28 protein-coding genes and 1 pseudogene are annotated in these 26,776 nt (G+C 63.6%); 11 read left to right on the top strand and 18 right to left on the bottom strand.

The annotated features are described in order from the left end of the window. Positions 1–4: 4 nt before the first annotated feature. Positions 5–1,282, top strand: a complete 1,278-nt coding sequence (locus tag GWG67_RS10440; protein WP_275169688.1) for a YeaH/YhbH family protein — start codon at positions 5–7, stop codon at positions 1,280–1,282. After that, positions 1,279–2,814, top strand: a complete 1,536-nt coding sequence (locus GWG67_RS10435) for a SpoVR family protein (protein WP_275169272.1) — start codon at positions 1,279–1,281, stop codon at positions 2,812–2,814. Before GWG67_RS10440 ends, GWG67_RS10435 begins: the two co-directional genes overlap by 4 nt. Positions 2,815–2,986: 172 nt before the next feature. On the opposite strand, the gene GWG67_RS10430 is transcribed toward GWG67_RS10435, so the two are convergent. From GWG67_RS10430 to GWG67_RS10405, 6 genes are all read right to left on the bottom strand, one after another. After that, positions 2,987–3,421 (bottom strand): DUF1801 domain-containing protein, encoded by a 435-nt coding sequence (locus GWG67_RS10430; RefSeq protein WP_275169271.1) that lies wholly within the window; start codon positions 3,419–3,421, stop codon positions 2,987–2,989. Then, a complete protein-coding gene (locus GWG67_RS10425; protein ID WP_275169270.1) occupies positions 3,418–3,642 on the bottom strand; it encodes a hypothetical protein in 225 nt (74 codons plus the stop codon). Before GWG67_RS10425 ends, GWG67_RS10430 begins: the two co-directional genes overlap by 4 nt. Before the next feature lie 44 nt (positions 3,643–3,686). Then, positions 3,687–4,118, bottom strand: coding sequence for an SRPBCC domain-containing protein (locus tag GWG67_RS10420; RefSeq protein WP_275169269.1), 432 nt, complete (start codon positions 4,116–4,118; stop codon positions 3,687–3,689). After that, on the bottom strand, positions 4,115–4,441 hold the full coding sequence (locus tag GWG67_RS10415) for a helix-turn-helix transcriptional regulator (protein ID WP_007595691.1): 327 nt from the start codon (positions 4,439–4,441) through the stop codon (positions 4,115–4,117). The genes GWG67_RS10420 and GWG67_RS10415 overlap by 4 nt, the downstream gene beginning before the upstream one ends. A 241-nt stretch (positions 4,442–4,682) precedes the next feature. After that, positions 4,683–5,132 (bottom strand): DsrE family protein, encoded by a 450-nt coding sequence (locus GWG67_RS10410; RefSeq protein ID WP_275169268.1) that lies wholly within the window; start codon positions 5,130–5,132, stop codon positions 4,683–4,685. A gap of 31 nt (positions 5,133–5,163) precedes the next feature. After that, complete coding sequence (locus GWG67_RS10405; protein WP_275169267.1) at positions 5,164–5,781, bottom strand: hypothetical protein; 618 nt, start codon at positions 5,779–5,781, stop codon at positions 5,164–5,166. Between the two features lie 306 nt (positions 5,782–6,087). On the opposite strand from GWG67_RS10405, the gene GWG67_RS10400 reads away from it, so the two are divergent. Then, positions 6,088–7,614 carry an SUMF1/EgtB/PvdO family nonheme iron enzyme gene (locus tag GWG67_RS10400; protein ID WP_275169266.1) on the top strand — a complete coding sequence of 509 codons (1,527 nt, stop codon included), beginning with the start codon at positions 6,088–6,090 and terminating at the stop codon, positions 7,612–7,614. 17 nt (positions 7,615–7,631) lie between these two features. Beyond that, positions 7,632–8,075, top strand: a complete 444-nt coding sequence (locus GWG67_RS10395; protein WP_275169265.1) for a DUF4399 domain-containing protein — start codon at positions 7,632–7,634, stop codon at positions 8,073–8,075. Positions 8,076–8,079: 4 nt separating this feature from the next. Here the strand turns inward: GWG67_RS10395 and GWG67_RS10390 are convergent, their stop codons facing one another. From GWG67_RS10390 to pqqA, 10 genes and pseudogenes are all read right to left on the bottom strand, one after another. Continuing rightward, complete coding sequence (locus GWG67_RS10390; RefSeq protein ID WP_275169264.1) at positions 8,080–9,135, bottom strand: 2-oxoacid:ferredoxin oxidoreductase subunit beta; 1,056 nt, start codon at positions 9,133–9,135, stop codon at positions 8,080–8,082. Further along, entirely contained in the window at positions 9,132–10,979 is a 1,848-nt protein-coding gene (locus GWG67_RS10385) for a 2-oxoacid:acceptor oxidoreductase subunit alpha (RefSeq protein ID WP_275169263.1), read from the bottom strand. The genes GWG67_RS10390 and GWG67_RS10385 overlap by 4 nt, the downstream gene beginning before the upstream one ends. Further along, complete coding sequence (locus tag GWG67_RS10380) at positions 10,949–12,748, bottom strand: FAD-dependent oxidoreductase (RefSeq protein WP_275169262.1); 1,800 nt, start codon at positions 12,746–12,748, stop codon at positions 10,949–10,951. The genes GWG67_RS10385 and GWG67_RS10380 overlap by 31 nt, the downstream gene beginning before the upstream one ends. Before the next feature lie 234 nt (positions 12,749–12,982). Then, a pseudogene (locus tag GWG67_RS10375) lies at positions 12,983–13,661 on the bottom strand (hypothetical protein). Positions 13,662–13,676: 15 nt separating this feature from the next. Next, on the bottom strand, positions 13,677–14,663 hold the full coding sequence (pip, locus tag GWG67_RS10370) for a prolyl aminopeptidase (protein ID WP_275169261.1): 987 nt from the start codon (positions 14,661–14,663) through the stop codon (positions 13,677–13,679). Continuing rightward, on the bottom strand, positions 14,653–15,852 hold the full coding sequence (pqqE, locus tag GWG67_RS10365) for a pyrroloquinoline quinone biosynthesis protein PqqE (RefSeq protein WP_275169260.1): 1,200 nt from the start codon (positions 15,850–15,852) through the stop codon (positions 14,653–14,655). The genes pip and pqqE overlap by 11 nt, the downstream gene beginning before the upstream one ends. Continuing rightward, the gene (pqqD, locus tag GWG67_RS10360; protein WP_275169259.1) at positions 15,849–16,160 is read right to left on the bottom strand and encodes a pyrroloquinoline quinone biosynthesis peptide chaperone PqqD; all 312 of its coding nucleotides are present in this window, start codon (positions 16,158–16,160) and stop codon (positions 15,849–15,851) included. The genes pqqE and pqqD overlap by 4 nt, the downstream gene beginning before the upstream one ends. A gap of 6 nt (positions 16,161–16,166) precedes the next feature. Beyond that, complete coding sequence (gene pqqC, locus GWG67_RS10355) at positions 16,167–16,958, bottom strand: pyrroloquinoline-quinone synthase PqqC (protein ID WP_275169257.1); 792 nt, start codon at positions 16,956–16,958, stop codon at positions 16,167–16,169. Next, positions 16,955–17,884 (bottom strand): pyrroloquinoline quinone biosynthesis protein PqqB, encoded by a 930-nt coding sequence (gene pqqB / locus GWG67_RS10350; protein WP_275169255.1) that lies wholly within the window; start codon positions 17,882–17,884, stop codon positions 16,955–16,957. The genes pqqC and pqqB overlap by 4 nt, the downstream gene beginning before the upstream one ends. Positions 17,885–18,001: 117 nt before the next feature. Beyond that, positions 18,002–18,082 (bottom strand): pyrroloquinoline quinone precursor peptide PqqA, encoded by an 81-nt coding sequence (gene pqqA / locus GWG67_RS10345; protein WP_007595659.1) that lies wholly within the window; start codon positions 18,080–18,082, stop codon positions 18,002–18,004. 249 nt (positions 18,083–18,331) lie between these two features. Between pqqA and GWG67_RS10340 the strand changes: the two genes are divergently transcribed. The 6 genes from GWG67_RS10340 (at position 18,332) to GWG67_RS10315 (ending at position 22,752) form a co-directional block, all read left to right on the top strand. Continuing rightward, positions 18,332–18,589: a hypothetical protein gene (locus GWG67_RS10340; RefSeq protein WP_007595657.1), complete on the top strand. Its 258-nt coding sequence runs from the start codon at positions 18,332–18,334 to the stop codon at positions 18,587–18,589. Between the two features lie 202 nt (positions 18,590–18,791). After that, entirely contained in the window at positions 18,792–20,192 is a 1,401-nt protein-coding gene (locus tag GWG67_RS10335; protein ID WP_275169254.1) for an amidase family protein, read from the top strand. 2 nt (positions 20,193–20,194) lie between these two features. Beyond that, a complete protein-coding gene (locus GWG67_RS10330) occupies positions 20,195–20,671 on the top strand; it encodes a glutathione peroxidase (RefSeq protein ID WP_275169252.1) in 477 nt (158 codons plus the stop codon). Beyond that, positions 20,668–20,925: a DUF3297 family protein gene (locus GWG67_RS10325; RefSeq protein WP_018318553.1), complete on the top strand. Its 258-nt coding sequence runs from the start codon at positions 20,668–20,670 to the stop codon at positions 20,923–20,925. The genes GWG67_RS10330 and GWG67_RS10325 overlap by 4 nt, the downstream gene beginning before the upstream one ends. A 144-nt stretch (positions 20,926–21,069) precedes the next feature. Continuing rightward, entirely contained in the window at positions 21,070–22,239 is a 1,170-nt protein-coding gene (tarD, locus tag GWG67_RS10320) for a D(-)-tartrate dehydratase (RefSeq protein ID WP_275169250.1), read from the top strand. 225 nt (positions 22,240–22,464) lie between these two features. Continuing rightward, positions 22,465–22,752 carry a GIY-YIG nuclease family protein gene (locus tag GWG67_RS10315; protein ID WP_275169248.1) on the top strand — a complete coding sequence of 96 codons (288 nt, stop codon included), beginning with the start codon at positions 22,465–22,467 and terminating at the stop codon, positions 22,750–22,752. Between the two features lie 339 nt (positions 22,753–23,091). On the opposite strand, the gene GWG67_RS10310 is transcribed toward GWG67_RS10315, so the two are convergent. Together GWG67_RS10310 and GWG67_RS10305 are read right to left on the bottom strand one after the other, a co-directional pair. Continuing rightward, positions 23,092–24,444: a malonyl-CoA decarboxylase gene (locus GWG67_RS10310; protein ID WP_275169246.1), complete on the bottom strand. Its 1,353-nt coding sequence runs from the start codon at positions 24,442–24,444 to the stop codon at positions 23,092–23,094. Positions 24,445–24,738: 294 nt separating this feature from the next. Beyond that, a complete protein-coding gene (locus GWG67_RS10305; protein WP_275169245.1) occupies positions 24,739–25,536 on the bottom strand; it encodes a helix-turn-helix transcriptional regulator in 798 nt (265 codons plus the stop codon). Between the two features lie 59 nt (positions 25,537–25,595). On the opposite strand from GWG67_RS10305, the gene GWG67_RS10300 reads away from it, so the two are divergent. Then, entirely contained in the window at positions 25,596–26,768 is a 1,173-nt protein-coding gene (locus tag GWG67_RS10300; RefSeq protein WP_275169243.1) for an MFS transporter, read from the top strand. Positions 26,769–26,776 lie beyond the last annotated feature (8 nt).

Raw genomic sequence — 26,776 nt, 5'->3', positions numbered from 1 at the left:
GCCGATTCACATTATTGACAGGCGCCTGAATCCAGGCGGCAAGAGTCTCGAGAACCGGCAGCGGTTCTTGCGTCGGGCCAAATCCCTGGTGCAGGGCGCCGTCAAGAAGACCTCGCAGGAACGCGACATCAAGGACGTCCTGGAGGGTGGCGAGGTCACCATTCCGCTCGACGGCATGCACGAGCCGCGTTTCCGCCGCGACGGCGGAACGCGCGACATGGTGTTGCCCGGGAACAAGAAGTTCATCGAGGGCGACTATCTCCAGCGCTCCGGCCAGGGCAGCGCCAAGGATTCCGGTCCCGGCGAAGGCGACAGCGAGGACGCCTTCCGCTTCGTGCTCAGCCGCGACGAATTCGTCGATCTCTTCCTCGATGATCTCGAACTTCCCGATCTCGCCAAGCGCAAGATCGCGCAGACCGAGAGCGAGGGCATCCAGCGCGCCGGCTACACCACGTCGGGCTCGCCATCCAACATCTCGGTGAGCCGGACGGTTCGGCGCGCAATGGCGCGCCGTATCGCGCTCAAGCGTCCCAGCAAGGAGGAGATCGAAGAGCTGGAATCCGCCATCGCTGCCTGCGCGGATGAGGACGAGCGTCTGCTGCTGATGGCCCAGCTCGAAAAACTGAAGGCGAAGTCCAAGCGCATTCCCTTCATCGATCCGCTCGACATCCGCTATCGCCGCTTCGAGACGGTGCCCAAGCCCGTTGCCCAGGCCGTGATGTTCTGCCTGATGGACGTGTCGGGCTCGATGTCCGAGCACATGAAGGATCTCGCCAAGCGCTTCTACATGCTGCTCTACGTGTTCCTGAAGCGCCGCTACAAGCACGTCGACATCGTCTTCATCCGCCACACCGATCGCGCCGAGGAGGTGGACGAGCAGACCTTCTTCTACGGCCCGGCTTCCGGCGGCACGCTGGTCTCCAGCGCGCTGCAGGCCATGCACGAGATCGTGCGCGAACGCTTCAGTCCGTCGGACTGGAATATCTACGCCGCGCAGGCCTCCGACGGCGACAATTCCTATTCCGACGGCGAGCTCGCGGGCATGCTGCTGACCGACAAGATCCTGCCGGTCTGCCAGTTCTTCGCCTACCTCGAGGTCGGCGAGTCCGGCGGCAGCGCCTTCGATCTGTCCGATTCCTCGCTCTGGACCCTCTACGAGCGCCTGCGCAACAGCGGCGCGCCGCTCTCGATGCGCAAGGTCAGCGAGCGCAGCGAGATTTTTCCGGTGTTCCACGATCTGTTCCAGCGCCGCGACACTGCCCAGGAGAAAGCCGCTCCATGACGGAACGCTTGTTCGAAGGCGCCGATTGGGATTTCCACACCTTGCAGCGCATCACGGATGCCTGCGAGGAGGTGGCGACGAAAGATCTCGGGCTCAACGTCTATCCGAACCAGATCGAGGTGATCACCGCCGAGCAGATGCTGGACGCCTATTCGTCCGTCGGCATGCCGCTGTTCTACAAACACTGGTCGTTCGGAAAGCACTTTGCGTATCACGAGGCCTCATACCGCAAGGGCCTGATGGGGCTCGCCTATGAGATCGTGATCAACTCCTCGCCCTGCATCTCCTACCTGATGGAGGAGAACACGGCGACGATGCAGACCCTCGTGATCGCGCACGCCGCCTTCGGCCACAATCATTTCTTCAAGAACAACTATCTGTTCAAGCAATGGACCGACGCCGACGGCATCCTGGACTATCTGGATTTCGCCAAGAACTACGTCATGCAATGCGAGGATCGCTACGGCCGCGTCGAGGTCGAGCGCACCCTCGATGCCGCGCATGCGCTGATGTCGCACGGGATCGACCGCTATCCCGGCAAGAAGAAGCTCGATCTCCGCGCCGAAGAGAAGCGGGCAGGGCGCCGCCGCCAGCATGAGGAGGAGGTCTTCAACGACCTCTGGCGCACCGTGCCGGCGGGAAAGAGCAAGACCCGGTCCGCGCTCAGCATCGAACGCCGCCGCAAGCTGCTCGGCCTGCCGCAGGAAAACCTGCTGTATTTCCTCGAGAAGAGTGCGCCGCGGCTGGCGCCCTGGCAGCGCGAGCTGTTGCGCGTCGTCCGACACATCGCGCAATATTTCTATCCGCAGAGCCAGACCAAGGTGATGAACGAGGGGACGGCGACCTACGTCCACTATCGCATCATGACCAAGCTGCATCAGCAGGGCCGCATCAGCGACGGCAATTTCCTCGAATTCCTGCAGTCGCACACCAATGTCGTGTTCCAGCCCGAATTCGACGACCAGCGCTTTTCCGGCTTCAATCCTTACGCGCTCGGCTTCGCCATGATGCAGGACATCGAGCGCATCGTCACCCGGCCGGAAGACGAGGACCGCGAGTGGTTCCCGGACATCGCCGGCAAGAACGACGTGATGGGCGTGCTGCGCGACGTCTGGGCCAACTACCGCGACGAGAGTTTTATCGCCCAGTTCCTGAGTCCGAAGCTGATGCGGCACCTCCGCATGTTCCACTTGCATGACGATCCCGAGGAACGCGCCGGCATCCGGGTCGACGCCATTCACGACGAGCGCGGCTTCCGCCGCGTCCGGCGCGAACTGGCACGGCAGCACGATGTCGGCTACATCGACGCCAACATCGAGGTGGTCGACGTCGATCTCTCCGGCGACCGGCGGCTGATCCTGCATCATCATGTCATCAAGGGCGCGCAGCTCAACGAGACCGACGCCAAGCGCGTGCTCCAGCATCTGGCCGATCTCTGGACCTACGACGTTGCGCTGATCGAGGTCGACGCCAACGACAAGGTGCTGCGCGAATATGTCGTGAGCCCGCGCCCGATCTCGGCGGTGGCCTGAGGACGGCTGACTACGCGGAGCAATACGCGAGATGCGCGTTGATGTGCCCTCGCCCCTTGTGGGAGAGGGCGGCGACGCCGGGAGACACAAGCTCACTGCGGTCATCCGGCGCTTCGCGCCACCTTCTCCCACAAGGGGAGAAGGAAAGCGTTCTGGCTCTACAACGGCTGTTCTATCCGGAACGTTTCGCTGGCTTCTTCTTGGCTTTGGACGCATTCAGCCCCACGGCCGCGCGGATCAGCGCCTTCAACGCCTTTTCGTTGATCTTCTCGCCCTCGCGAATGTCGATCGCGCGGCGCACGTTGCCGTCGAGGCTCGAGTTGAACAGGCCGGCGGGATCGTCCAGCGCCGCGCCCTTGGCAAACGTCATCTTTACCACGGCCTTGTAGGTCTCGCCGGTGCAGATGATGCCGTCGTGCTCCCACACCGGCACGCCGCGCCATTTCCATTCCTCGACGACATCAGGATCGGCCTCCTTGATCAGGGCACGGATTCGCCCGAGCATGTCGCCGCGCCAGTCGCCGAGCTCCTTGATCCTGCCGTCGATCAGCTTGGAGGGCGACGGTCCATTCGCGTCCTTCTTTGTCGCGGTCGCGGCCTTTGTCACGATCGCGCTTCCTGTTGCGTGCCGTCGCGCCGGCCGAAATAGGGCTGCGCGAACAAATAGAGCCCGGTCGCGAGCAACGGGATCAACGGGACCAGCGCGAGGAAGCCGATCCAGATGGCCTGGAGCTGCATGGTCATGGCGACGATGTTGGCGGTGACGGCCAGCGTGAAAGCGATCGACAGCCAGCGATGGATCTGCCGAACCCACATGTTTCCGGTCAATGAAACCTCCTCTTGAGATGATCGAATGAAGGCCGGTGGCCGAGCTAGTCTGCCCTTGCCAGCAGCTCGTCCAGCTTGGCGAGAAACTGCTTCCAGCCGGCATGCGCGCCGCCAAAAGCCTGCTTCTGCGTCGGGCTGAAGCCCGCTTGCTCGACGCGCAGATGCGTGCCTGCGTCCGTCGGGGTCAGCGTGAAGGTCACGACGCTCTTGAGATCGAACGCCGCGTCGTCATGCGAGAAATTCCAGGTGTAGGCGAGCGTCTTCTGCGGCTCGATGGTGAGGACCTCGCAGTCCAGCACGCCGCCCCACTCGCCGCGAAGATTGAAGCGGTGGCCCACGTTCGGCTTGAAGTCGTTCTTCATCAGCCATTCCTCGATCAGATACGGCTGCGTCAGCGCGCGCCAGATCCGCTCTGCCGGAAAGGCAAATTCGCGCTCGACGACGACAGATCGGGTTTCGCTCGCGGATTCGTTCATTGGTCCATCCTCTTCAGGAGATCGTCGAGCGCATCGAGCCGGTTTTGCCAGAATCCGGCCATCTGGCTGGTCCAGTCGATCAGCGGATTGAGCGCGCCGGGCTGGGCGCTGTAATGCGTCTGCCGCCCTTGATGCCGGTCACGCACGAGGCCAGCCTGCTTCAGCGCACCGAGATGTTTTGAGACCGCTGGCTGGGAAACGCCCGACAGTGCCGTCAGGGCCCCGACCGTCTGTTCGCCCTCGCGGCACAATCGCTCGAAGATCGCCCGACGGGTGGGGTCGGCGAGCGTCCTGAACAGAAGGTCGTGGGCGGCAGCGGGCATAATATCCATAACCTGTAAGTTATGGATATTCATAACCGTGGAGTTATAGATGTGTCAAGGGGAAGCGGATTGGTGTGGGAAGTGATCCCGCAAACTCCTCTTACCTCTCCCGCATGCGCGAGAGGTCGGCGCGCAGCGCCGGGTGAGGGCTCTCTCCACTTGGGGTTCTCGATTGCTGAGACACCCTCTCCCCGACCCTCCCCCGCAAGCGGGGGAGGGAGCGTACCACTTTCGCTGCTACCTACGGCCGCAGATAGAGATAGCCCTGCGACTGGAGCTCGGCCAAGCGGACCACGCCGCCCTTCTCCGCGCTGACGAAGCCCGGCAAGAGTTCCGTGAGCGTGACGTTCTGCGCCTTCATGGTGTTGCCGCAGGCGGCAAGCTCGACGCCGTCCTTGGTGAAATCGCCGACGCGCTTGCTGATGTCAGGATTGGCCTGCGCCGAGTGAAACGCCTTCAGCGCCGGCCCGTGAATCACCAGCGCGATCGTCACATGGTCCGGACCGCCGACGCCGTCGATGTGGTTCTGGATATTGCCGAGCACGAAATTGACCTTCTCGGCATCGCTCAAATGATAGACCACCTTCAGCCTGTTGCCCGTGCCGGCGTCCGCCGCGGCCTTCGCGCTGGAGGCGCCAAGCGCCGCGCCCAGGCCCGAGACGGCGCTCCACAACATGTTCCGGCGGTTCATGACGATCTCCCTCGATTGCGCCGGACGCATATCATTTGTGGCGGAGCGCGGCGAGTTCCTTGCGGTCGGTCACGAGCGAGGCGCATTCCTTGTTGTCCGTTCGATCTAGGCGGAAAATCCCGTCATCGGCACCGGCGACCAGTGATAGTTCAGCATAGTCATCCGGCTTGTTGTTCGGCCAGACCCTGACTCGCGCGAGCCGCACGATCGCCGATTTGTCGTCCCTTGAGAGCGCGACGCCGATGCCGCCACCCTCGCAGTCGACGCCGCAACCCAGGCGGATTTCGGTGCCGTCCTTGGTGAACACGGCGTGATGACAGGAGCCGCTGGAGTCGAAATCGCCGGAGCGGTGACGATATCTGAAGCCGAGGCGGAAGGTGTTGTGGAGCTGCTTGTCCTCCGTGTCCTCTTCCGCCGAGATCAGCAGCTTCATCGCGGCGACCTTCTGCTTCGGATGGCGCGCAAGATGCTCGGCATCGTAGCGCCGCACGAAGCAGGCATAGGCCTTGTTGCCGGGTGAGCCCGCATACATACGCGCGTCGAAGGTCTCGACTTCGGCCTTGCTGGCCTCACGGATATCGTCGGCCTCTTCGGCATGAGCAGCGCCGAATGCGGCAAGGAAGACGGCAGCAACGAGAAAAAGCTTCATGATGGCCTCGCGTGCAGCAGCTGAGCTGTACGCTGTAGACGCGGCCCGGGTGCGACGCGTTCAACGTCCGCACATCTGACAGGATCATCGCTGGGCGGAGCCAGGTGATCAGTTCCACGCCGGGCTTTAGTCATCGGTGGGGTCATGAAGGTTCATTCGACGTGACCCCTTCGCCTTTCGGAACCTGACGCCCTGCGGTTCTTACGACATTACCCGACGTCATCGATGTGATAGCCTTCACAGACGATCGCCTCTAGCGGTCGTAGGCTGGGGCCTGCCTTTGTAAGTTTGTGGAGTCCCCCCGCAATGGGCGAAATTCGCAACTTCAGATCCGGGAATGACGAGCCGCCTTCGCACGGCCCTATGCCTCGTCGCCTCGCGGCCATCATTGTCGGTGACATCGCTTCCTACAGCCGCCTGATGCAGGCCGACGAGGAGGGCACGCACGTCCGCGTCAAGCGGATCGAGCGGGATCTCATCCGGCCCAGCATCGTCGAGCACAATGGAAGTCTGGTGAAGACGACGGGCGATGGCTTCATCGCGATTTTCGACAGTCCGGTCGAGGCCGTCCGATGCAGCATCGTCATCCAGCAGAATCTCATCGGCCGCAACGCCTCGCTTCCGAAGGAGACCCGGATCGAGTACCGGATTGGCGTCAATCTCGGTGACGTCATCGTGGAGCCGGACGACGTCTACGGCGACGGCGTCAACATCGCAACGCGCATCGAGGGCATCGCCGAACCAGGCCAGGTCTTTATCTCCGGCGCGATCTACGAGCAGATCAAGCACAAGGTCGTGTGCGGTTACGAGTCGCTCGGGGACCGCAAGGTCAAGAACATCACCGATCCCGTGCGCGTCTATAAAGTGCTGCCGGATGCAGACGCGGTCGGCAGGACGCGGGGGCGGCGCGAGAATACTCTGATCTTTCTCCTGGGTATCACGCTGTCGGTGATTGCCGCCGGTGTGCTGTGGTATCTGCTGGCTCAGACACCGGGCAGGGTGAGCGAGCAGGCCGCCGTCACTACCGTTTCTCCTGCCGCATCGCCAAGCCCGCAGCCTCCGCCGCGCGAAGCCGCGCCGCAGACGCCGCAGCCTTCTCCCTCGTCGGCTTCGTCATCCCCGTCGCCCGCTCCGGCGCCAACTCCATCGCCAATTCCCGTCCGCGAACCCGAGATGGTGGCTATTCGCGGCGGCAGCTTTGCGATGGGAAGCAATGACGACCCGACCGAGCGTCCTGTCCATCAGGTGACGGTCAAGCCGTTTTCGATCGGCAAATATCCGGTGACCGTGCAGGAATGGAACGAGTGCGCCGCTGCAAAGGCGTGCGGCTTCACGGCCATCGGCAAGGACGATGCGCCGGTCAGCAATGTGAGCTGGACCGACGCGCAGCAATATGCGGCCTACCTCGCTCAGGCGACGAAGAAGACGTATCGGCTTCCGAGCGAGGCCGAATGGGAATATGCCGCGCGGGGCGGAACGCAGACCAAATATTGGTGGGGCGACAAGCTGCAGCCGGGCATGGCCGGTTGCAAGGATTGCGGTGACCTCGCGGCCGAGCAGCCGGCGAAGGTCGGCAGCTTCAAGCCAAATCCGTTCGGGCTCCACGACATGGGCGGTGGTGTCGACCAGTGGGTCGAGGACTGCTGGCACAAGACCTATCAGGGTGCGCCCGGCGACGGCTCGGCATGGAGCAGTGGGGACTGCAGCGCTCATGTCCTGCGCTCGGGCTCCTGGAAGAACGATTCGAGATATGTGCGGCCGTCCAACCGCGATGGCTACGACACCCATGTTCGTTATCCGACGCACGGCTTCCGCGTGGCGCTCAGCCCTTGAGTGGAGGAGTTGGTTTGATGCAGATCCTTCGTTGCGTCGCGCTGGCGGCGGCGCTCGCATTGCTTCCGGCGACGGCCTTTTCGCAAGGCAAGGCAGCTCCCAAGGACGCAAAGCTCTATTTCATCACCCCGCATGACGGGCAGAAGGTCCGCGGCGGATTCTGGGTCCGGTTCGGCTTGCGCAACATGGGTGTGACCCATGCCGGCGATGAGTATCAGAACGCCGGTCATCATCATCTGCTGATCGACGTCAACGACCCCATCGATCCCAAGGAGCCGATCCTGCAGGACAAGTCGCATCTGCATTTCGGGGCAGGGCAGACCGAAACGCTTCTCGAGCTTCCACCCGGGACGCATACGCTGCAACTCGTGCTGGGCGATGCCAAGCACTATCCGTTCGAGCCGCCCATCGTGTCGGAGAAGATCACCATACGCGTCAGGCAGCCCGCCGCGGCGCGATAGGCGATCACCGCAGGCTGGCGTTGAACTTGTCCAGCATCGCCGAGCCCGGGCAGAGCGTGTCCGCTTCCAGCGTGTTGAGCGGCGTTTCGACCGTGTTGAGATGCTCGTGCAGATCTTCCGCGTCGGGGTCGACGTAGAGCAGGCCGGTGACGATCTGTCCCTTGGCGGCGTGCTTTTGCAGGAAGGTCTGGGCGCCGAGCCGGTCGTGCGGATCGTAGTCGGCGTCGATCTTGCGCAGCGCGATCCTGCTGCCGTCATGCTGCTCGACCATTTGCACCGTGCCCGGTGCGTAATCCACCGCAATCGGATCGCGGCCGACCAGCACGTCGAGCCGGTTCACCGCGTCATTGTGCTCGCGGACATAGTCGAAGCTCTTGGTCGAGCCGGCGTGGTTGTTGAAGGCGATGCAGGGGCTGATGACGTCGATGAACGACGCGCCCTTGTGGCCGATCGCGGCCGCGATCAGCGGCACGAGCTGGGTCTTGTCGCCGGAGAACGAGCGCGCGACGAAGGTGGCGCCCAGCTGCAGCGCGATGGCGACGAGGTCGATGGCGTTGTCCGTGTTGGTGACGCCCTTCTTGGACTTCGAGCCGCGGTCGGCCGTCGCCGAGAACTGGCCCTTGGTCAGACCGTAAACGCCGTTGTTCTCGACGATGTAGGTCATGTTGACGCCGCGCCGGATCGAATGCGCGAACTGGCCGAAGCCGATCGAGGCGGAATCGCCGTCGCCGGAGACGCCGAGATAGATCAGGTCGCGATTGGCGAGGTTGGCGCCGGTCAGCACGCTGGGCATGCGGCCGTGCACGGAGTTGAAGCCGTGCGAATTGCCGAGGAAATAATCGGGTGTCTTCGACGAGCAGCCGATGCCCGAGATCTTGGCGACCCGGTGCGGCTCGATCGAGAGCTCATAGCAGGCCTCGATGATCGACGCCGTAATCGAGTCATGGCCGCAGCCGGCGCACAGCGTCGAAATCTTGCCTTCGTAGTCGCGATGGGTGTAGCCGAGCTCGTTCTTCTTCAGCCCGGGATGGTGGAATTTCGGCTTTGCGATGTAGGTCATGACACGGCCTTGCGGAGCGGGGTCACCTTAAGGTGATCCTGGTGGTCGCCAATGGCTTTCGCGATGAAACGGGCGGTGATCGGCGAGCCGTCGTAATGCACGATCGGCACCAGCCGCACCGGGTCGATGCCGTTCTCGTTGACGATGAGCTGGCGCAGCTGGCTGTCGCGGTTCTGTTCGACGACGTAGACGAAATCGTGCTCGGCGAGGAAGCTCGCCACGCTCGAATGGAACGGGAAGGCGCGGATGCGCAGGCGATCGAGCTGATGGCCTCGTGTCTCCAACAATCCGATCGCCTCGTCCATCGCCGGCGTGGTCGAGCCGAAATAGATCACGCCGTATTTGGTCGGCCGTTCCGCATTGGCCTGGAGCGGCCGCGGCACCAGATCCTGCGCGGTCTCGAATTTGCGCATCAGGCGCTGCATGTTGTCGGCGTAGACCGAGCCTTCCTCGGAGTAGCGCGCATAGCGATCACGCGAGGTGCCGCGGGTGAAATAGGAGCCCTTGGTCGGATGCGTGCCGGGATAGGTTCGGTAGGGAATGCCGTCGCCGTCGACGTCGAGGTAGCGGCCGAAGTCGCGGCCTTCCTCCAGCATCTCCGCGGTCATCACCTTGCCGCGGTCATATTGCTTGGAATCGTCCCATTTCAGCGGGCGGCAGAGCCGGTGGTTCATGCCGATGTCGAGGTCGAGCATCAGGAAGATGGTGGTCTGGAGCCGCTCGGCGAGATCGAAGGCCGCGGCCGCGAACTCGAACGCCTCGGCGGGATCCTCCGGGAACAGCAGCACATGCTTGGTGTCGCCATGCGAAGCATAGGCGCAGGCGATGATGTCGCATTGCTGGGTGCGGGTCGGCATGCCGGTCGAGGGACCGGCGCGCTGGATGTTCATGATCACGGCCGGGATTTCGGCGAAATATGACAGGCCGATGAACTCGGTCATCAACGAGATGCCAGGGCCGGAGGTCGCGGTGAAGGCGCGCGCACCGTTCCAGGAGGCGCCGATCACGATGCCGATCGAAGCCAGCTCGTCTTCGCCCTGCACGATCGCGTATTTCGCCTTGCCGGTCTCGGGATCGTGCCGGTACTTCTTGCAGTGAGCGGTGAAAGCCTCCGCCACGGACGAGGACGGCGTAATAGGATACCAGGCGCACACCGTGGCGCCGCCATAGACGGCGCCGAGCGCGGCGGCGCTGTTGCCCTCAATGAAGATGCGGTCGCCGACCTTGTCGGACTTCTTCACCCGCAGCCCGGTCGGGCATTTCAGATTCTGGAGCGCCCAGTCGCGGCCGAGATGCAGCGCGTGGACGTTGGAGGACAAGAGCTTCTCCTTGCCCTTGTACTGCTCGCCGATCAGCTGCTCGATCAGCTTCGGATCCATGTCGAGCAGCGCCGAGAGCGCGCCGAGATAGATGATGTTCTTGAACAGCTGGCGCTGGCGCGGATCGGTGTAAGTCGAGTTGGTGATCGCCGTCAGGGGGACGCCGATCACGGTGATGTCGTCGCGGAATTTCGTCGATGGCATCGGCTTGGTGGAATCGTAGAACAGATAGCCGCCGGGCTCGATGCCGGCGACGTCCTTGTCCCAGGTCTGCGGGTTCATGGCGACCATCATGTCGACGCCGCCGCGGGCGCCGAGATGGCCGTCTTCGGTCACCCGCACTTCGTACCAGGTCGGCAGTCCCTGGATGTTGGAGGGGAAGATGTTACGGGGGCTCACCGGAACGCCATGGCGCAGGATGGCGCGCGCAAACATCTCGTTGGCGCTGGCCGAGCCCGATCCGTTGACGTTGGCGAAGCGGACGACGAAGTCGTTTACGCTGCTGATCGGCTTTTTGTCGGACATGCTGAACCTGCGTGAGTCATCTCGATCAAATATTTCTGCATGTCCCAGGCGCCGGTGGGACAGCGCTCGGCACACAGCCCGCAATGCAGGCAGACATCCTCGTCCTTGATCATCACGCGCCCGGTCTTGAGATCGCTGGACACATAGAGATCCTGGTCCGGATGCAGCGAGGGCGCTTTCAGGCGCTGACGGAGATCGCCTTCCTCGCCATTGTCCGTGAAGGTGATGCAATCCATCGGACAGATGTCGACGCAGGCATCGCACTCGATGCAAAGCGAGGTCGAGAACACGGTCTGGACATCGCAGTTCAGGCAGCGATGGGCTTCGCCCAGCGCGAGCTTGACGTCGTAGCCGAGCTCGACCTCGGTGCGGATGTCCTTCAGCGCGATCACCTTGTCGCGATGCGGCACCTTGTAGCGCTTGTCGTTGGAGATGTCGTTGTCATAGCTCCATTCGTGGATGCCCATCTTCTGCGAGGAGACGTGCACTTCCGGCAATGGCCGCTCGGTGACGTCCTCGCCCGAGAGCATTTTGTGGATCGACAGCGCGGCATCATGGCCCTGCGCCACCGCCCAGATGATGTTCTTCGGCCCGAACGCGGCGTCGCCGCCGAAGAACACCTTCGGATTGGTCGAGACGAAGGTTTGCGGATCGACTTTTGGCATGTGCCATTTGTCGAACTCGATGCCGCAATCCTGCTCGATCCAGGGGAAGGCGTTCTCCTGGCCGACCGCGACCAGCACGTCGTCGCATTCGATGGTCTGGTCCGGCTCGCCCGAGGGCACGAGGTTGCGGCGGCCCTTGGCGTCGTATTCGGCCTTCACCTTCTGGAAGGTGATGCCGGTGAGCTTGCCATTGTCGTGGATGAAGGCTGTGGGGACGAGGAAGTTGAGGATCGGGATGTCCTCGTGGAGCGCGTCTTCCTTCTCCCAGGGCGAGGCCTTCATTTCCTCGAAGCCGGAGCGCACGACGACCTTCACCTCTTCGCCGCCAAGGCGGCGCGCGGTGCGGCAGCAATCCATCGCGGTGTTGCCGCCGCCGAGCACGATGACGCGCTTGCCGATCTTGTCGGTATGGCCGAACGAGACCGAGGACAGCCAGTCGATGCCGATATGGACGTTGGCGGCTGCTTCCTTGCGTCCGGGAATGTCGAGCTCGCGGCCGCGCGGTGCGCCGGAGCCGACGAAGATCGCGTCATACTTCTCCGCCAGCAGCGCCTTCATGCTCTCGATGCGGTGGCCGCCCTTGAAGTCGACGCCGAGACCCAGGATGTAGCCGGTCTCCTCGTCGATGACTGAATCGGGCAGGCGGAATTTCGGGATCTGCGAGCGCATCATGCCGCCGGCTCGTGGATCACCGTCGAACACGGTGCAGTGATAGCCGAGCGGAGCGAGATCGCGCGCCACCGTCAGCGAAGCGGGACCGCCGCCGACGAATGCAACGCGCTTGCCGTTCTTGGCCGAGGGCCGCGGCAGGCGTTGCGTGATGTCATCCTTGAAGTCGGCGGCGACGCGCTTCAGGCGGCAGATCGCGACCGGCGTCTCCTCGACGCGTCCGCGGCGGCACGCCGGCTCGCATGGACGATCGCAGGTGCGTCCCAGAATTCCGGGAAACACGTTCGATTTCCAATTGATCATATAGGCGTCGCTGTAGCGGCCTTGGGCGATCAGTCGGATGTATTCGGGAACGGGAGTGTGCGCAGGACAGGCCCATTGGCAATCGACCACTTTGTGAAAGTAGTCGGGGGCCGCAATATCGGTCGGTTTCATTCCTACCCTGTCCGCGCAGGCTCAAAGACCCCGCGGCCTTTTCTTGAGCTTGGCGAACGCTAACGCGCGGCGATCTGGTTTCTGAATGACGTCATTGGGTTAGCTTATTAGAACCGTTCCGAAGTACAACGGCAAATTTGGGGGATCACCGGCTTTCATGGGAGCCCAGCGCGCACATCATTAATGGTCGCGCGAGATGCGTGCGGTGCAGCATGTTGCGATGCGTCCGATGGGTTAGTTGCGCGCGATGTCGCTCTTCGAGAGGTCCCACATCAGGCTGTAGGTGCCGACCGACACGGGAAGCGGGAATGGCGAGGCGGCAGGGCCGGTGAAGCGCGCGGCGATCACGGCCGAGACTGCGCCGACATGCGTGCCGTCGATCAGCACGAACCAGTCGCGCGCGCCTTCGTTGCGCACCGCCCGGAATGTCCGCGGTCGCGCCCGACAATTCCGGCTCGCTTTCGAGCAGATGCATCGAGATGATGCCGTCGTGCTTTTCCGGCGTCAGCCTGTCTTGCAGTGCGTCACGCCATGCGACTGCATTGTCCGACGTCGGCCGCAGCCGCACGAGGCCGAGCGCCGCGCCCCGGCCGGTACCGTTGCTGATCGTGATGCGCGCGACGACCCGCAGCATGTCCTTGAAATGCGCCATGCTCCGTCGCGACCATTCGGTCTGGTTGGCGAGCCGCGCCCGGTAGGCGGGACTGTCGAGCACGTCGAGTGTCGCAGTCGAATACAGCGAGAGATATTTGGGATTGGCGGCGTGCGCGACATAGCGCCGCGCCTCCAGAAAACCCTCGATCGCAACGCGCTCTTCCAGATGCTCGCGATCGTACCAGCGATTGAAATCGGCTTCATCTGAAACGTCGACGTTCATCGACGTCAGCAGCATGCCTTTCCCGACGAGCGGCATTTTCTTGTTGTCCTACTATCGCGAAATCTTCGAAGCGATGTCCGCGATCGACTTCATGACCGCGTCCCGCACGCCGGTATCATAGAGCGAATGGCCGGCTTCTTCCACGATACGAATCTCGGAACCCGGCCACGCTTTCGCGAGCGCCTGCGATGTCCCGGGAGGACACAACAGATCGTAGCGGCCCTGGACGATGATGCCGGGAATGCCGTCGAGCTTGCCGGCGTTCCGCAACAACTGGTTCTCCGTCATGAAGCTGTCCTGCACGAAATAATGCGCTTCCATGAACGGCGTCGCCGGCAATGTGCGCCAGACGTTCAGCGACGCCAGGTCGATCCGCGTCTTTGCCGCCTTGTGCTCCGACAAGGCGCGCTCGGTGTCGTGCCATGCGCGCGAGGCCGGGCCATGCACGGCCGGATCGGCATCGAGGATGCGGCGATAGTAGGCTTCCACCGGCCGCGCGCGCTCCTCCAGAGACAGCACGCTGAGAAAATCCTCGTAGAGCGCGGGGTAGAATTGCGAGAGGCGCGAGGTGAAGGCGATCTCGACTTCAGCACGCGTGCCGAGAAACGTCGCGCGCAGCGCAATTCCGGAGACGCGCTCGGGATGCGCCTGCGCATAAGCCAGCGCCAGCGTCGCGCCCCAGGACCCCCCGACCACCATCCAGCGCGCGACGCCGAATTTCTCGCGGATCTTTTCCATGTCCGCGATCAGATGCTGCGTGGTGTTGTGCTGGCGCGATCCCTTCGGCCGGCTGCGGCCGCAGCCGCGTTGGTCGAACAGCACGGCATGGAAACGGTCAGGATCAAACAGCCGGCGATGGTCGGGCTGGCAACCGCTGCCGGGGCCGCCATGCAGATAGACCGCGGGGATTCCGTCGGTGCGGCCGACGCTCTCGACATAAAGCTCGTGCCCGTCGCCGACGTCGAGCATTTCGGAGGTCAGCGGCGCAAAGGGATCGGCGCGCTTGACTGAGCTGGCCGCGTCGGCGTCAGGCATCATTCCCGGATTCCAGAGTGCCGCCGGCGAAATTGCGATAGACGAAGCGGTTGGTATCGCCCTCGGCCTCGCGCTCGGCCTGCTTGAAGATGGCCTCGTGCAGCGGCGATAGCGCACAGGCCGGATCGGTGTTGGCGGCGTCACCGGTCAGCGCAAAGGCCTGGCAGCGACAGCCGCCGAAATCGATCTCGCGGAATTCGCAACTCTTGCACGGCTCCTTCATCCAGCCGGTGCCGCGATAGCGGTTGAAGGCGTCCGAGTTCTGCCAGATCCAGGCGATCGAATGGTTGGAGCGTACCGATTCGAAGTCGAGCCCGGTGATGCTCTCGGCGGCGTGGCAGGGCAGCACCTTGCCGGCCGGCGAAATGTTGAAGAACTGCCGGCCCCAGCCGCCCATGCACTTCTTCGGCCGCAGCGCGTAATAATCGGGCACGACATAGTCGATCGTGAGCCGGCCCTTCAGCCGCTCGCGCGCCTCCTCGACGATGCGGGTGCACTCGTCGAGCTGCGCCACTGTCGGCATCAAGGCGGCGCGGTTCTTCAGTGCCCAGCCGTAATATTGCACATTGGCAACCTCGAGCCGGTCGGCGTCGAGATCGATCGACATCTGGATGATATCGGGCAGCTGGTGCAGGTTCTGCCGGTGCATCACCGCGTTCACGGTGAGCGGCAGGTCGAGCTCGCGGGTCCATTTTGCCACTTCGAGCTTCTTGCGGTGGCCGTTTTTGTAACCGCCAACGCGATCGGCCAAGCTCTCTTCGACGCCCTGGAAGCTGATCTGGACGTGGCAGAGCCCGGCATCGGCCAGCTCGCTCAACCGTTCGCGCGTCAGCAGCACGGCCGAGGTGATGAGGTTGGTGTAGAGGCCGACGTCGCTGGCGTGCTTGACCAGCTCGACGAGGTCCTTGCGCGCGGTCGGTTCGCCGCCGGAGAAATGCACCTGGAGCACGCCGATCTCGGCGAGCTCGCTCAGGACTTTCTTCCATTCCTCGGTGGTCAGCTCCTTGCCCGAGCGGTCGAGCTCGACCGGGTTGGAGCAATAGGGACATTGCAGCGGGCAGCGATGGGTGATCTCGAGCAGCACGGCGAGTGGAATGCCGAACGTCTCTGCCGTCGAGCGGCTCTTCTCCAGCACCGCGAGACTGTCGCTGGCGTCGGGCGGGATGGTGGGATTGCCGAGCACATCGCTCATGACGTCTTCTCCCGGGCCTCCGTGAGAAAGCCCTTGTCGGCGAGATCCTGCAGCATGACGATGACGTCGGCCAGGATCGCCTCGCGTGGCGCGGCGTATTTTGCCGCGAGCTGGTCGGAAACCTCGCCGACATTGCGCTCGCCGTCGCAGAGCTGCAAGACCTCGACCGCGATCTCGTCCGGCGCCAGCACGCGTTCGGGCGCCAGGATCACCCAGACCTTTCGCGTCTCGTCATATTTCAGCTTGGCGTGCCGCGGCAGCACCGGCCGGCTGGTCTCGCTGACGCTGATGTGACGCGGCCCGGCCATTGTTCCTCAGCTCGCTTTTTGGTGTTCTTGGGGCACGAACGCGCCCGGCGGAATGTGGCCCTCGACATAGGCGTGTTGGAGCGCGTCGAGCTGCACCCAGAGCACGCTGGTCTTGAAGATCAGCGCGTTGCAGACCGACGCGCGTTGCTCGGGCGTGGTGGCATGCGCCTTGACATAGTCGAGCGCAAAGCCGGCGTCCCGCGGCGCCTGCGCCAACCGGCGCTTGAAGTAGCTCATGATGTCAGGATTGACGAAGTCGTAGTGCTCCAGCATTCCGGCAATGCGCTCTTCGTGCAGGTTCGGCGCGAACAATTCGGTGAGCGAGGAGGCGATCGCCTCCAGCGGCGACTTCTCGCGGCAATAGTGCACATAGGCTTCCACCGCAAAGCGCGTCGCTGGCAGGATGCCTTCGGTTGATTCCACGTAGGCCGTGTCCAGCCCGAGGCCGTCGGTCAGCTTCAGCCAGCGTTCGATACCGCCTTCGGAGCCGATATCGCCGTCATGGTCCTCGATGCGGTGGCGCCATTCCAGCCGCGTGGCGCGGTCGCGGAAGCGCGAGATCACCACCGCGTCCTTGATCGGGATGGTGCTCTGGTAATAGTAGCGATTCAGCGCCCAGGCCTGGACCTGGCCTTTGTTGAGCTTGCCGCCGTGCAGCATCTTATGGAACGGATGCAGGCTGTGATAGCGCGTCGCCCCGATATGGCGCAGCGTCGCCTCCAGCTCCTCGGCCGAGTTAAGTCTGATGTCCTTGCCGATCGAGAGCGCGGTCATTCCAGTCAGTGACGCGGCATTCACAGCACGATCTCCGTTCCGTCGGCGGGTATCTGCCAGCCCGCCGCTTCAGCGGCCTTGCGCTCGGGTGACGCGGGCAGCAGCGCCGGGTTCGAGTTATTGATATGCAGAAATATCTTCCTGTCGAGTGTGAGGTCGGCGAGCCGTGCGATGGCGCCGTGGTCGCCGGACATCGCGACATGGCCCATGCTCTTGCCGGTCTTGTGGCCGAGCCCGGCCCTGATCATCTCGTCGTCCTGCCACACCGTGCCGTCGAAGAACACCAGCGCAGCGCCGTCGATCTCGGCCTTGAGCGCGTCGGTGACCTCGGCGCAGGCGGCGATGAAGTAGAAGCATTTGCCGGTCGATTTATCGGTGATCTTCAGCCCCAGCGTATCACCCTCGCCGGCGTCGCCGCCCGGATGCGCCTTGCCTTCCAGGTACCAGGCCGATTTGCCCGAGACCGCGAAGGGCAGCACCTCAAGTCCTGAGCGAGCTCCGTTCGGCAGCCGCGGCTCGAATGGCTCATTGATGTTGACCGGCTGGCGCTGCACGTTCTTCTCGTTCAGCACATTGAAGATGCTGTTGGCCTTCAGGATCGCCAGCACCTTCTCATGCGCATAGACCGTGAAGGGCGAACCCTCGCGCATCGACAGGAGGCCTGCAACCGCGTCCACTTCGCTGTTGGTCAGGATCACGCCTGCGATCGGCGTATGGCGCAGCGCGCCCGCCTTCGGATGCAGCTGTGGCGTGGCATTCAATTGCTGGCGGAGGTCGGGGGAGGCGTTGATCAGGAACCAGTGCTCGCCGTCGCCGCTGAAGGCGACCGAGGCTTGGGTCCGTTGCAGCTCTTGGCCGTTTCCACGGGCCGCCCGGCAGCCCTCGCAGCCGCAATTCCATTGCGGCACTCCGCCGCCGGCTGCGGCGCCCAGGACGACGACGCGAAGCATGATCCGTCTCCTGGAAGGAACGCTGCGAGGTGGATCTCAGGCCAACACAGTTTCCGTCGTTCGGAAACCTGCCGTGACCGAAAGACCCACCTGCGCTGAACGCAGATCGCCAGCCACTTACTTGCGGGTGGCGCTCACATACATGTTGATTTCCATGCCACAGGGCACTTCGACGATCTTCGGGGCTTTCCAGGCCATTTTGGCTCTCCATTTTCGAGAATTCGGACGTATCCGCCCAACCCTTAAGTTAGTGCGGGTGGAAAAGTTCGCCAGTGAAATTTTCCCGAGAAGCCTATGTTGCGGCGCGAAAAATGCTGGCGGAACAATACTTGCTGGTGATGCTGCCTTGCGCTTGGCGCATTCGGTCGCGAACCCTGTCCTGATAAAGCAGTTGTGAGTGCAGTGCAGCTTTCAATCCGGTACAGGCGACCCAACTGGAACTTCGTGATGCCCAGATATTTCTTCAACACCCGTATCGGCAACGAACTGATCGTGGATCCTGAGGGAGAGGATCTGCGCAATCCTGACCGCGCCTGGGAGGTTGCCCGCCAGATGATTCTGGAGGTGCTGCGATCGGAAGGCACCCAGCCGGCCCTGCTTGAAGCCGTCATCGAGGTCACCGACCGCGAAGGCGAGATCGTGCTCGAATTCCCCTTCACCGAGGCATTGCTGGACATCCCGGACCAGTCCGCGACGCGGCATTAGCCCCCGTCTCTCCCCGTCATTGCGAGGAGCCCTTGCGACGAAGCAATCCAGACTGCTTCCGCGGAGGCAGTCTGGATTGCTTCGCTTCGCTCGCAATGACGAGAAGCGTGGCCGGCGCAGCCCCCGCCCTTCGTCCCTGCGAAATCCGCATGGCTTTGCCGCGTTCCCGGGTCTAAAAGACGCCGGTTAAACGGAGCAAGCCATGCAAGATCTCTGGCGCCTGTCGGCGGCCGACCTCGCCAATCTCGTCAAAACCAAAAAGGTCTCCGCCAGGGAGGCCGCGCAGGCCGGCTTGGCCCGGCTCGACGCCGTCAATCCCAGCCTCAACGCCGTGATCGACCACCGGCCGGAGAACGTGCTCAAGCAGGCGGATGCCGTCGATGCCGCCATTGCGCGGGGGGAGGACCCCGGCGTGCTGGCCGGCGTGCCCGTCACCATCAAGGCCAATGTTGACCAGGAGGGCTTTGCCACCACTAACGGCCTCAAGCTCCAGCGCGACCTGATCGCGCGCGAGGACAATCCGGTGGTCGCCAATTTCCGCAAAGCCGGCGCCGTTCTCCTTGGCCGCACCAATTGCCCGGCCTTCTCCTATCGCTGGTTCACCACCAATCTGGTCCACGGCGACACCAAGAACCCCCGCGACGCCTCGCTGACGCCGGGCGGCTCCTCCGGCGGCGCCGGCTCGGCGGTCGCGGCCGGCATCGGCCATATCGCCCATGGCACCGACATTGCGGGCTCGATCCGCTATCCCGCCTATGCCTGCGGCGTGCATGGTCTGCGCCCGACGCTCGGCCGCATCCCGGCCTTCAATCCGGCCCTGCCGGAGCGCCCGATCGGGCCGCAGATCATGGCGGTGTCGGGCCCGCTGGCCCGCACCGTCAACGACATCAGGATTTCGCTCGCGGCCATGTCGGCCCGCGACATCCGCGACCCCTGGTTCGTGCCCGCGCCGCTGGAAGGCCCCGCGCGGCCGAAGCGCGCCGCGCTGTGTCTCAATCCGGACGGCCTGGCCACCGCGCCCGAGGTGAAGGCCGCCGTCATCGACGCCGGCAAGCGGCTCGAACGGGCCGGCTGGACCGTCGAGACAATCGAGAACACCCCGCCGATGCGCGAAGCGGTCGAGTGGCAGATCAAGCTCTGGCTCGGCGACGGCTATGAGGCGCAACTCGAAATGGCCGAGCGTGAGGGCGATCCCGGCGCGCTGGCGTGCCTGCGCGGCAACCGCGCCAGGGTCACGCCGATGGACCAGGCGAATTACGCCAAGGCATTGACCCGCCGCGCCACGCTGACCCGCGACTGGATGCTGTTCTTCGACACCTATGCCGTGCTGCTGACGCCGGTCTCCGGCGAACTGCCGTTCCCCGATCATCTCGACCGCAAGGACGACGCTTCCTTCAAACGCGTCTGGGAAGCACAGCTGCCGCAGATCGCCATTCCCTTCATGGGCCTGCCGGGCCTCGTGGTCTCCACCGGCCTCGTCGGCAAGGCGCCGGTCGGCGTGCACATCGTGTCCGGCCGCTATCGCGAGGATCTCTGCCTGCTCGCAGGCGAGGCGATCGAGGCGGGCGGCGTGCCGCCGTCGCCGATCGACCCCGTGGGCTAGCGATGTCGGTGATCTACGACTTCAAGGCCAACTCGCTTCTCGGCGAAGAAGTCGCCCTGCGCAGATTCGAGGGACAGGTGCTGCTGATCGTCAACACCGCGAGCAAATGCGGCTTCACGCCGCAATATCGCGGGCTGGAGGATCTGCATCGCGATCTCAATCCGCGCGGCTTCTCGGTGCTCGGCTTTCCCTGCAACCAGTTCGGTGCGCAGGAGCCTGGACCGGCGAGCGAGATCCAGGCGTTCTGCTCGACCAATTACGACGTCACCTTTCCCCTGTTCGAGAAGATCGACGTCAACGGCAGCAATGCGCATCCGTTGTATGAGTACCTGAAACGCCAGCAATCCGGCCTGCTGGGCGCCTCCATCAAATGGAATTTCACCAAATTCCTGGTGGATCGCGCCGGCAAGGTGGTCGCGCGCCACGCGCCGACCGCCCGGCCCGAAGGATTGCGGCAGCAAATCGAGACCCTGTTATGAGCGAGACAATCATGAGCGACGAATTTCCGGACCGCCTCTCGGTCGATCCGAACAGCCCCTATTACAACGCGGACATCCTGGCGCGCGACGTCGGCATCCGCTTCAAGGGTGTCGAGAAGACCAATGTCGAGGAATACTGCATCAGCGAAGGCTGGGTCCGCGTCACCGCAGGCAACGCCAAGGACCGCCACGGCAACCCGCTGACCATCAAGGTGCACGGCCCGGTCGAGCCGTATTTCAGGGATAAGAAGTAGGAGCGCGCTCTCTCCTCGTCATTGCGAACTGCTCTTCTCCGTCATTGCGAGCGAAGCGAAGCAATCCAGGATCTTTCAACGGCGGCAGTCTGGATTGCTTCGTCGCTTCGCTTCTCGCAATGACGAAAATGAAAGGCCAAACCCATGTCCGTCCGCATCGTCGACGTCCGCGAGATCACGAAACCGATCTCTTCGCCGATCCGCAACGCCTATATCGATTTCACCAAGATGACGACGAGCCTGGTTGCCGTCGTTACCGACGTCGTGCGCGACGGCAAGCGCGTCGTCGGCTACGGCTTCAACTCCAACGGCCGCTACGGGCAGGGCGGCCTGATCCGCGAACGTTTCGCATCGCGCATCCTGGAGGCCGATCCGAAATCGCTGCTGAACGCGGCCGGCGACAATCTCGATCCCGACAAGGTCTGGGGCGCGATGATGACCAACGAGAAGCCGGGCGGTCATGGCGAGCGCTCGGTCGCGGTCGGCACCATTGACATGGCGGTGTGGGATGCGGTGGCGAAGATCGCGGGACAACCGCTGTTCCGCTTGCTGGCTGAGCGTCACGGCGTCAAAGCCAATCCGCGCGTGTTCGTCTACGCCGCCGGCGGCTATTATTATCCGGGCAAGGACCTCTCGATGCTGCGCGGCGAGATGCGCGGCTATCTCGATCGCGGCTACAACGTCGTGAAGATGAAGATCGGCGGCGCCGATATCGAGGACGACCGCACCCGCATCGAGGCGGTGCTGAAGGAGATCGGCAAGGACGCGCAGCTCGCGGTCGACGCCAATGGCCGCTTCGATCTCGAGACCGGGATCGCCTACGCAAAAATGCTGCGGGATTATCCGCTGTTCTGGTACGAGGAGGTCGGCGATCCCCTCGACTACGCGCTGCAGGCAGCCCTCGCCGAATTCTATCCGGGACCGATGGCAACGGGGGAAAACCTGTTCAGCCACCAGGACGCCCGCAATTTGATCCGCTACGGCGGCATGCGGCCTGACCGCGACTGGCTGCAATTCGACTGCGCGCTGTCCTACGGCCTGTGCGAATACCAGCGCACGCTGGAGGTGCTGAAAACTCATGGCTGGTCACCGAGCCGCTGCATCCCGCACGGCGGCCACCAGATGTCGCTCAACATCGCAGCCGGCTTGGGCCTCGGCGGCAACGAGAGCTACCCCGACCTGTTCCAGCCCTATGGCGGCTTCCCCGACGGCGTCCGCGTCGAGAACGGCCACATCACCATGCCGGAGCTGTCAGGCATCGGCTTCGAAGGCAAGTCGGATCTCTACAAGGAGATGAAGGCGCTGGCGGAGTAGGCCGACGCGAGGGGCGCGACGGCCGCGCCGCACACTCCGTCATTGCGAGCGCAGCGAAGCAATCCAGAATCTTTCCGCGGAGGCAGCCTGGATTGCTTCGTCGCATCAGCGCAAAATTGCTTTGCAATTTCGTCGCGAGATCCTCGCAATGACGATGTCGGCGAAAGTCTCGAAATCATCCCTTGGTTGTGATATCATGAAAGCTCTCCTCAGCTGAGCGCGATCATGAAGCAGCCCTGCGTGTACATGTTCGCCAATCGCCGCAACGGGACGATCTATACAGGCGTCACGTCCAATCCACCGCGCCGCGCGTTCGAGCACCGCGAGGGCTTGGTGAAGGGGTTCTCGTCAAGGTATGGCTGCAAGCTTCTCGTCTGGTACGAGCTGCATGCGACGATGACCGACGCGATCACACGCGAGAAGCAGATCAAGGCCGGCAGCCGGGAAAAGAAGCTTGCGCTGATCGAGAGCGTTAATCCCGATTGGATGGATTTGTACGAGACGCTGATCTGATTGCACCAGGTGTCACCACACACCGCGTCATTGCGAGCGTAGCGAAGCAATCCAGAGTGTTTCCATGGAGGCAGTCTGGATTGCTTCGTCGCAAGAGCTCCTCGCAATGACGGTGGAGAGAGGGGCCTCTTCGACGGGCGCTTTGGCTGCTGCGGGCGAATTGCTGGGAGTGCGCGAGGTGTCGCCACAATCTCGTCATTGCGAGCGCAGCGAAGCAATCCAGAATCTTTCCGCGGAAGCAGTCTGGATTGCTTCGTCGCAAGAGCTCCTCGCAATGACGGCGAAGAGAGCATCGTCGGCTGCGTTCGCAATGACGATGTGGCGTGAGCCGGACGCCGACTACGACAGCCGCATATCCAGTAGCCGCCGCCCTTCGCCCTTCAAGAGCTTCTTCACCGCGCTTGAGGCCACGACCTCGCCGTCATTGGCGTAGGCTTCGTGGTTCTTCTCGATGTCATCGAGGCGGTAGAGGTAGTTGACCATCACGCCGGCGGACTCGCGCACGCCCTTCGGCGAGAGGTCGCCGAGCCAGTTGATGCGCTCGAGGCGGGCGCCGTTGCCGAGATGGAAGCGCGCGACGGAGTCGATCAGCTTGCCTTTCGGCGTGCGCGCCTTGAGGAAGTAGTGCGCCGCGAGCGGTTCGATCACGCCACGCAGCAGCGTGGTCGTCTCGGGGTTCTCGAACCATTTGGGATCGTCGAGCCGCTTCAGCACTTCGCGGTCCTCGTCCGACAGCGGCAGGTCCTTGTCCTGCTTCACCCATTGCATGAAGCCCGGCACCGGCGACAGCGTCACGAAATTGTCGAGCTTGGGTAGTTCGCGGCGCAGCTCCTCCACCACCTGCTTGATCAGGAAGCTGCCGAAGGAGATGCCGCCGAGACCGCGCTGGGTGTTGGAGATCGAGTAGAACACGGCGGTACGGGCGCGCTCGATCGGGACGGAGGGGCGATCGACCGCGAGCAGCGGCGCGATCGCGCCGGGGATCGTCTCGGTCAGCGCCACTTCGACGAAGATCAGGGGCTCGTCGACCATCGCGGGATGGAAGAAGGCGTAGCAGCGGCGGTCGACCGGATCGATGCGGCGGCGCAGATCGTCCCAGTCGCTGATCTCGTGCACGGCTTCGTAACGGATGATCTTTTCGAGGATGTTGGCCGGGGTCGACCAGTCGATCCTGCGCAGCACGAGAAACCCCCTGTTGAACCATGATGAGAGAAGATGCGAGACATCGCGATCGAGCGCGGCGAGATCGGTGTGCCCGTTCATCATGTCGAGCAGATCGGCGCGCATCTTGACGAGATCGCCGGTGCCGCCGGGCGCGCGGTTGAGGCGGCGGATCAGCTCCTGCCGGCGCGGCTCGGAGGCAAAATGAAGGGCGCTGGCATCCTCGTCGGCCGGCTTGGCACGCCATGTCTCGATCGCCTTGGACAGGCGCTCCCGATCCGGGCCGAAATCGCGCACCAGGGCTTCGAAAAAGGCGCGACGTCCCGTCGCATCCAGGTCCTGGTAGATGTCGAGCACCTCACGCGCCATGGCGGTGCCCGAAGCTTCGCCCCGGCCCGACAGCAGCGCGCCGCAGAGCTCGATGAGCCCATCTGCGTCCGGCTTGGTGTCGGCAGAATCCCCGCGGCGAAGCAGCGTGCGGCCGCGCTCGGAGATGGTGGTGAGCAGGTCGGAGAAGAAGGCGTTGGCCATCGGGGCTTTCGTGTCGGGTTTGTGCGATGCGGGAATCTTACACGGGATTTGGGCGGAAGCCGATCACAATCGAGCAGGCAGAATTTGGCAAGTTTAGCGGGGGCATGCGCTCCAGGATTGCTGTCATGCCCCGCCACGGCGAGGCAATTGCGCATGAAAGTTTGGGGCGCTGCAGCTTCCACATCGTCATGGCCGGGCTTGTCCCGGCCATCCACGACCTTCGTTGGCACCCCAGAGAACGTGGATGCCCGGGACAAGCCCGGGCATGACGACCTCTTGTGAACGTTCGCGGCCCTACTTCCCCGCAAACTCCGTCGGCGTCCGCCCCGTCACCTGGCGGAATGCGGCCGAAAACGCCGGCACGCTGGCATAGCCGAGCTGGGTCGCGAGCTGCTTCACCGACACATTGGCATCCGTCGACAGCCGCTGGATCGCCGCCGCAATTCTGGCGCGCTGGCACCAGCTCTTGAAGCTCAGCTGCGTCTCTGTCGAAAACAACCGCGACAGCGTGCGCGCGGATGTTCCGACCTCGCGCGCCAGCGCGTCGATGTCGTGCAGGCCGGTGGGATCGTCGAGCACGATCATGGCTGCGCGCCGGCAGCGCGGCTCGTGCGGCAGCGGCACGAAGGTCGCGGAATCCTCGGCCTGGACCAGTTCCAGCATCACCAGGCGAACCAGCAGATCGGTCCGCTCCTCGGTATTGCGCGCGTCGAACAGCGCGAGGATCGCCTGGTTCAGCAGCGGCGACACGCGCACCACGAATTCCTTGATCAGTCCCTCATGGCGCTGCTCGCGCTTCAGCCAGGCGAGGTCGAAATACAGCGTGCGCATCTCGATGTCGGCGAGCAAATCAATGGCGTGCTGGAGCCCGGCCGGCACCCAGACCGCGCGGTCCGGCGGCACCAGCCAGCGCCCTTTGGGCGTCGTCACCTGCATGGTGCCCTTGGCGGCATAGATCAGCTGGGCCTCGCGGTGCATATGCGGAGCGATCCGCATGCCCTTGGGGTAGTCGCGCGCGACCAAATGCACGCCCGCAGGCGAGCGGTGGTTGCTCCGGACCGCCCGGAGGATTGGCGTCTCGACGACAGTCATTGGCAGCATCCCGTCATGCCCAAGACGTATAACTCATTTCGGAGCAGGAGAGGATTCCCATGAACAGCCCCGGCCGGGTGATCAGTTTCGTCAATGCGGGCCATTTCATCGACCATTACGCGATGCTGATTTTCGCCGCCGCGGTGATCATCATGGCACCGGCGCTCGGCATGGCCTATTCGGAACTCTTGCCTTACGCGACGCCGGGCTTCGTCGCCTTCGGCGCGGGCTCGCTGCTCACCGGCTGGCTCGGCGATCGCTGGAGCCGCCGCCACATGATGCTGATCTTCTTCGTCGGCATCGGCGCCTCCATGATCTCGGTCGGCTTCGTGCAGACCCCGGCGCAGCTCGGCGCGGCGCTGTTCGCGATCGGCATTTTTGCCTCGATCTATCATCCCGTCGGCACTGCCATGATCGTCTCCTACGCTGACAGGCTCGGCCGCGAGATGGGCATCAACGGCGTCTGGGGCAATCTCGGGGTCGCATCGTCGGCGCTGGTCACCGGCGTGATCGGCCAATATCTCGGCTGGCGCTTCGCCTTCATCGTACCCGGCATCGTCACCATCCTGATCGGCATCGCGTTCGCGATGATGGTCGTGCACGAGGACCGCAAGGGCTCGAAGCAGGCGGCAGCTCAGGCGCGGGTCGCCAAGCAGGACATGTGGCGCGTGATCCTGTCGCTGCTGATCGTGGTGATCGCGATCTCGACGACCTTCAATGCCGTCACCGTGGCGCTGCCAAAGCTATTCGCGGAGCGGCTCGCCGATCTCACCAAAAGCCCGGCGCTGCTCGGCGTCATTGCGGCCTGCGTCTACGTGTTCGGCGCGATGACGCAGTACACGATCGGCCGGCTGCTCGACCGCTATTCGCTGAAGACGGTGGCGCTGCCGCTGTCCTTCATGCTGGCGCCGTTCCTGTATCTGGCCGCGAGCCTGTCCAATCTGCCGCTGATCCTGGTCTCGATCGGCATCGTCATGGGCGCGTTCGGACAGGTTACGGTCAACGATGCCATGGTCGGCAAATACACCAGCGAGGAATGGCGCTCGCGCGCCTATGCCGTGCGGTATTTCATCGGCTTCACCGCTGCCGGCGCCTCGGTCGGCCTGGTCGCCTGGCTCTACGAGCAGGGCGGCTTCGTCACCATGCTGCACGCCTTCGCCGCACTCTGCCTGCTCGCGATCGCAGCGGCGATCATTCTGCCGCGCGAGATCAGGACACCGCAGGCGGTGTGAGGGATCGG

The organism is Bradyrhizobium sp. CSS354 (assembly GCF_029051725.1).
Taxonomy (GTDB): Bacteria; Pseudomonadota; Alphaproteobacteria; order Rhizobiales; family Xanthobacteraceae; genus Bradyrhizobium.
The sequence above is the reverse complement of the archived record's forward strand: the minus strand, read 5'-3'. Positions and strand labels throughout refer to the sequence as shown.